5 protein-coding genes are annotated in these 5871 nt (G+C 69.1%); 3 read left to right on the forward strand and 2 right to left on the reverse strand.

What is annotated here, in order from left to right:
* Positions 1–61: 61 nt before the first annotated feature.
* A protein-coding gene (locus tag BT98_RS0119865; RefSeq protein WP_115359382.1) for an IS3 family transposase occupies positions 62–1203 on the reverse strand; the annotation gives its coding sequence in 2 pieces (ribosomal slippage) (positions 62–942 and positions 942–1203; 1143 coding nt in all).
* A gap of 376 nt (positions 1204–1579) precedes the next feature.
* On the opposite strand from BT98_RS0119865, the gene BT98_RS0119875 reads away from it, so the two are divergent.
* The 3 genes from BT98_RS0119875 to BT98_RS25290 all read left to right on the forward strand — a co-directional run bounded on the left by BT98_RS0119875 (position 1580) and on the right by BT98_RS25290 (position 5550).
* Positions 1580–3430, forward strand: coding sequence for a helix-turn-helix domain-containing protein (locus BT98_RS0119875; RefSeq protein ID WP_019463389.1), 1851 nt, complete (start codon positions 1580–1582; stop codon positions 3428–3430).
* A gap of 126 nt (positions 3431–3556) precedes the next feature.
* Positions 3557–4870 (forward strand): LLM class flavin-dependent oxidoreductase, encoded by a 1314-nt coding sequence (locus BT98_RS0119880; protein WP_019463388.1) that lies wholly within the window; start codon positions 3557–3559, stop codon positions 4868–4870.
* A 41-nt stretch (positions 4871–4911) separates the two neighbouring features.
* Positions 4912–5550, forward strand: a complete 639-nt coding sequence (locus BT98_RS25290; RefSeq protein ID WP_019463387.1) for an extracellular solute-binding protein — start codon at positions 4912–4914, stop codon at positions 5548–5550.
* Here the strand turns inward: BT98_RS25290 and BT98_RS0119890 are convergent.
* The coding region (locus BT98_RS0119890; protein WP_027297465.1) for a transposase at positions 5547–5871 on the reverse strand (325 nt) is incomplete at its 5' end. The genes BT98_RS25290 and BT98_RS0119890 overlap by 4 nt on opposite strands.

Here is a 5871-nt window from a genome sequence, read left to right on the forward strand (position 1 = left end):
TGAGGTGGTCCCCGACCGTCGGACAGTTTGGCGGCTGTGATAAGCTCGGCTCTGATTTTCGTCAGGCCGCCAGTCTCTCCATTCCGGCTGTCCCATATGCCTCGTCAGGCGTGCGCCCGGCCAGGGCGGAATGGGGTCGTCCGGCGTTGTAGTAGCCAATCCACCTGGCGAGCCCGGCCCGAAGCTCCGAGCCGGTCTCGAAGGCGTGCAGGTAGACGCACTCGTATTTCAGGCTGCGCCAGAGCCGCTCGATGAAAACATTGTCCATCCAGCGTCCCCGTCCATCCATGGAGATGCGCACCCCAGCCCGTTGCAGCACGCCGGTGAACCGCGGCGAGGTGAACTGGCTACCCTGGTCGGTATTGAAGATTTCGGGCCGCCCGTGCCGGGCCAATGCTTCCTCCACAGCTTCGAGGCAGAACTCGACATCCATGGTGTTCGACACCCGCCAGGCCAGCACCTTGCGGGTCGCCCAGTCCATCACCGCGACCAGGTAGAGGAAGCCCCGGCGCATCGGGATGTAGGTCAAATCGGCACACCAGACCTGGTTCGGGCGCCCGATCGCCAGATCCCGCAGCAGGTAGGGGCACACCCGGTGCTCAGGGTTCGGCACGGTCGTCCGCGGCCGCTGGTAGATCGGCGCCAAGCCCATCTTCGCCATCAGCCGCCGCACCCGCTTGCGGCCGACCACGTAGCCCTCGCGCCGGAGATGGCGCGCCATCTGCCGAGATCCGTACCAGGGCGTCTCCAGGAACTGCGCATCGATCAGCCGCATCAATTCCAGGTTCAGCGGCGTCTCGCCCCGAGGGCGGTGATAGAACCCGCAGCGGCTGATCGAGACCAACTCGCACTGGCGCAGGATCGAGAGCTGTGAGTGATCGGGCTCGATCATCTGCCGTCGTCGCTCCAGGCTCATCGTCCGGACGCCTTGGCCAAAAAATCCCGCTCCACCAGCAACTGCCCAATTTTCGCGTGCAGCTTCTCAACCTCCGCCTCGGAGGTCCTCGCGCTCTCCTCGGCCGCCGACTTGCCCGAGAACACCCCGGTCATGCCCTCCACGGCCTGGCGCTTCCACTCGCCCACCATCGTCTGATGGATGCCGTGCCTGGCCGCCAGCTGTGCCGTCGTCAGCTCACCCCGCAGCGCCTCCAGCGCCACCTTCGCCTTGAACTCCGCTGAATACCGCGTCCGCTTCCCCGTCATCAGGTCCGTCCTTCTCAGGGCGAACCGAGCTTATCCGCCTGTCCGAATTCCGGGGACCACCTCAGGATCACCGCGGCGAAGCGGGGTGGCAGGTGAAGCATGGCGGCGTCTCTTGGCGGGGACACGCCAGCCTAGCCAGTCACCCGCCTCGCCGCCTACGCCTGTCTCAGATGGCCAAACTCGAGCTTAGATCCGAGCTACGTCGGCCTTGATAGGCCTGCACCATAGTCTCGCGCCGGGCAGGCGGCCGTCGAGCACAAGGCGAAGGTCAGGCGGGAAAGGATGGCCGAGGGTTCTGGAGGCTCGATGTGACTCTGACTGCACCTCGGATTCTCGGACAATTCGCATCGGATGTTGGGGGAGCTAAGCTGATGCCATGACCATCGGTGTAACACCTGCCTCGCACTCCGGCATCTCGAATCAGGCCCAGGCGGAGCAGGCGGCGGCCAAGATACGGCTTGAGCGACTGCGGGTCATCGCCAGCGCGGTGAACGCCGGCGGCGACATCGAAACCATCCTTGATCGCGTTCTGTTGGCCGTCTGCCGCGGCGAGCCCTGGCCGCGGGGCGGGATCATGGCCGTCAACCGGCAGAGTGGCTACTCCGAGATGGTCACGGGGTACGACCCCGACGGCCCGCTACCCGGTCGGCCGCGCCGCTGGGCCCTGGTGACCAGCCCCGTCCCCCTCGTGGCCGAAACGCGCCGCCCTCTCGTCATCGTGGACGCCCAGCGCTCCGAGCGTTACCCAGGCTACCAGGAGGACGCGCGGGCGCGAGGCTATCGTACCGTTGCTCTTCTCCCCCTCGGGTGCACCAACGCCGAGGAGCACGAAATGGTCCTTTCCCTCCACACCCGCGAGCGCACGCAGGTGACAGACGAGGAATTGGAGTTCCTCACCACCGTCGCCCACCTCGTTGCCCTGGCGGTGGAGAAGGTGAAGCACCTGCAACGCGAACAGCGCGAGCGGGAGCGCCTCCGGCGGGTGTTGGAAGCCGGGGCGGGGCTGATGGAGCTGGTACTGGAGGGGGCGGCGCTCTCCTTGGTCGCGGGCATGGCCGGTGCAATCCTCCCGCACCCCATGCTGATCCTGGACTTCATCACGGGTAGCATCCTCGCCAGCGGCTCGCCCTTGCCCGAGCGGCTGGACGAGCGCGGTTGGCGGGAGCTGGCGCAGGGGCCAGCGGGGCCGGTGCTGGCCGGTCTAGCGGGCCGCTCGGCGCCGGGTGAGGTGGTGCCGCTGGATCTCTCGGCTTTCGGGCTGGCCGGAACCCTGCCGGTGGCAGTGGAGCCGCTGCGGGTGGAGGGGGAGACGGCTGGCCTTCTCCTCGTCTTTCCTGGGGAACGGGGCATGGACAGCCTGGACCGGGTGGCGGTGCAGGAGGTGCGCTTCGCCCTCGCCGCCCAGGTCATGCGCCATCACGCTGAGGCGAAGCGGGAAGCGCGGGATCTGGCCGATCTCATGGAGCAGCTCTTCCGCAGCGGCGCGGCGGAGCCGGCCTGGATGCGCGCGCGCGCCGCGCGGCTGGGACTGGATCTCGGCCGGCGCACCCGCCTGCTCGCCGTGGCCCTGCCCCGGCTGACAGCGGGCATGGCGGAGCTGCGGCGCCTGCTGGCCGCCAGCCTAGGGCGGGCTGTGCCCGGCGCGGTCGCGATCGAACAGGGTGACTGCGTGGCGGTGTTGCTGCCGGACGGCCCCGGCACTCCAGCCCTCGCCCCGATCACCGACGCCGTGCTGGAGCGCCTGCTGGTCGCCCCAATACGGGCCCGCTGGGGCCTGCGCCCGGTGGTGGCCTGCGGCCCCCTCTGCGCTGCGCCCGGTGACTACGGCCTAGCCTGGGCCGAGTGCGGCCGCGTGCTCGACCTGGCCCGGATCTTCGGGCGCGACGGGCCGGTTCGGCAGGAGGGGTTCGGCCCCTCGGCCCTTCTGCTCTCGGCCTTCGACGGCGCGCTGGTGCACGCCTTCATCGAGAGCACGCTCGGCCCGGTCCGGCGGCACGAGGCCGAGCACGGCGGCGACCTGCTGGGCACCGCCACTGCCTTCATCGACGAGGCCTGTCGGTACCAGGCCACGGCCGGGCGGTTGGGCATCCACGTCTCTACCCTGCGCTACCGGCTGCGCCGGCTGGAGGAGCTGTTCGGCCTGGACCTGGAGGATGCCGAGGTGCGGTTCCGGCTTTCCCTTGCCATGCGGCTGACGGCCATCGGCCCTACTTCCAAGGAAAGCTAGGAAAGCTCCGCCTAGCTTTCCTACGAATCGACGGATGCGGGGCCGTTTCGCGGCATGCCACGCTTCCCCACGCAACAGGTTCCGCCCACCCCCGTGAGTTCGGGCGGGCCTGAGGGAGCGCCCCCAATGCCGCCACGCCGCATGCACCTCGTCGCCTATCTGAAGACCGGCCCCACCGCCATGCATGTCGGCGGCTGGCGACACCCGGAATCCACCCTGGACGACATCCTCCGCCCCTCGCGTTACGAGCACATCGCGCGGGTGCTGGAGGAGGCCTGCTTCGACGCGTGCTTCTTCGCGGACTTGTTTGGCCTCTACGACGTGCATGGCGGCAGCTACGATCCCTACCTGCGGCGCGGCGGGCAGATCAGCTTCCTCGATCCCACCGTAGTGCTGCCCGTCATGGCGGCCGCCACGCGGCACCTCGGCCTCGGCGCCACGCTCTCCACCACCTTCCACACCGCCTACCACTTGGCGCGCTGGCTCGGCTCGCTGGACGTGATGAGCGGGGGGCGCGTGGCCTGGAACGTCGTCACCTCCGCCACCGATCTGGAGGCGCAGAACGCTGGCATGGACGAGCTGCCGCCGAAGGACCTTCGCTACGACCGCGCGGACGAGGTGCTGGAAGCCTGCTTCGCGTTGTGGGAGGGCTGGGATTCGGACGCGATGGTGTTGGACAAGCGGGCCGGCGTGCTCGCCGACCCTTCCAAGGTCCGCTACGCCAATTACGAGGGGCAGTGGGTGAAGACCCGCGGCCCGCTCTCCATTCCCCGCAGCCCCCAGGGGCGGCCCGTGATCATGCAAGCCGGCAGCTCCGACCGCGGGCGGGAGTTCGCAGCGCGCTGGGCGGAGGCAATCTTCACCACCCAGCGCGGGGTGGAGGACATGCGCACCTTCCGGGAGGATATCCACGCCCGCATGGCCACGCACGGCCGCGCGCCGGACGACTGCGCCATCCTGCCCGGGATCTCCGTGGTGCTCGGCGAGACGGAGAGCATCGCGCAGGAGCGCGCGGAGTACCTGAACAGCCTCATCGACCCGGAGCTGAGCCTCGCCGCCTCCTCCTCTGGCCTCGGGGCGGACCTGACGAAGCTGGCCGAGGGCAAGACGCTCGCCGACCTCACCCAGGGTAACCAGGGCATGCAGGGCACGGCGGACATGTTGAACCAGACGATGAAGGCCGAGGGGCTGTCGCTGAAGGAAGCCGCACTGAAGCGCGGCAGGGGGCGTGAGATCGTCGGCACGCCTGACATGGTCGCGGACCGGCTGGAGGCGATGTTCACCAGCGGCGCCTGCGACGGCTTCGTGCTGGCCCCCACGATGTTCCCCGGCATGTTCGAAGGGTTCTGCCGCGCCGTGGTCCCGGAATTGCAGCGCCGTGGCCTGTTCCGCACACGATACGACGGAAGCACGCTGCGCGAGAACCTGCGCACCGGCTGATCCCTCCACCGCCAGCCCAGCACAGCAAGGAGTAGCGACACATGACGGGTTTCCCCATCCGACCGACGCGCCGTGGGCTTCTCGGCACGGCGGCAGCCCTCGGCGCCGGTGCGCCGGCAGGGCCCGCCCTGGCGCAGAGCCTGCGCGGCACCACCCTGGTCTTCGCGAGCTGGGGCGGCGCCTACCAGGAGGCGCAGAAGGTCTGCTACTGCGAGCCCTTCGCCGCGGAGACGGGCGCGCGCGTGGTGCAGGATGGCCCGATGAACGCCGCGCGCTTCCGCACCATGGCCGAGAGCGGCGCGCCGGACTGGGACGTGGTGGACGTGACCATCAACACCCTTTTCACCGGCACGCATGACGGGCTGCTGGAGAAGATCGACACCTCCGTCGTGGACACCAACCGCATCGCGCCGCAATTCGTGCACGAGTACGGGATCGGCTGCATCGCCTGGTCCTACAACCTGGCCTACAATACCAAGACCTTCCCCGCCGGCCGGCGCCCGACCACCTGGGCGGACCTGTTCGACACGCGCAAGTTCCCGGGCAAGCGCACCATGCTCGACCAGCCGACCGCCAATCTGGAAGCCGCGCTGATGGCCGACGGCGTCGCGCCCTCCGACCTCTACCCGCTTGATGTCGAGCGCGCGTTGCGGAAGATCGACACGATTAAGAGCGCCTAACAGAACCGCCTAATCTGGCCGAGGCAGACGAGGGCGCAGGCGAGTGTGGTGAAGGCGAGGTGGATGTCGGCGCGGCGCTCGTAGCGGATGGTCAGGCGTCGGTAGCGGGCGAGCCAGGCGAAGGTACGCTCCACCACCCAGCGGTGTCGTCCGAGGCGGGCGCTGCTCTCGATGCCACGGCGTGCGATGCGCGGGGTGATGCCACGGGCGCGGCACTCCCGGCGGCAGCGACGGTGGTCGTAGGCCTTATCGGCGTGGAGTTTGCCCGGCCTTTGCCGTGGGCGGCCGCGATGGCCGATCCTGATCCGCGGCACGGCATCC

The organism is Roseomonas mucosa ATCC BAA-692 (genome assembly GCF_000622225.1).
GTDB classification, from domain to species: domain Bacteria; phylum Pseudomonadota; class Alphaproteobacteria; order Acetobacterales; family Acetobacteraceae; genus Roseomonas; species Roseomonas mucosa.

What these genes read in the sequence shown, in the direction of transcription:
- BT98_RS0119875 (WP_019463389.1), top strand. Translation starts at nt 1,580, where the DNA reads ATGACCATCGGTGTAACACCTGCCTCGCACTCCGGCATCTCGAATCAG.
- BT98_RS0119880 (WP_019463388.1), top strand. Translation starts at nt 3,557, where the DNA reads ATGCCGCCACGCCGCATGCACCTCGTCGCCTATCTGAAGACCGGCCCC.
- BT98_RS25290 (WP_019463387.1), top strand. Translation starts at nt 4,912, where the DNA reads ATGACGGGTTTCCCCATCCGACCGACGCGCCGTGGGCTTCTCGGCACG.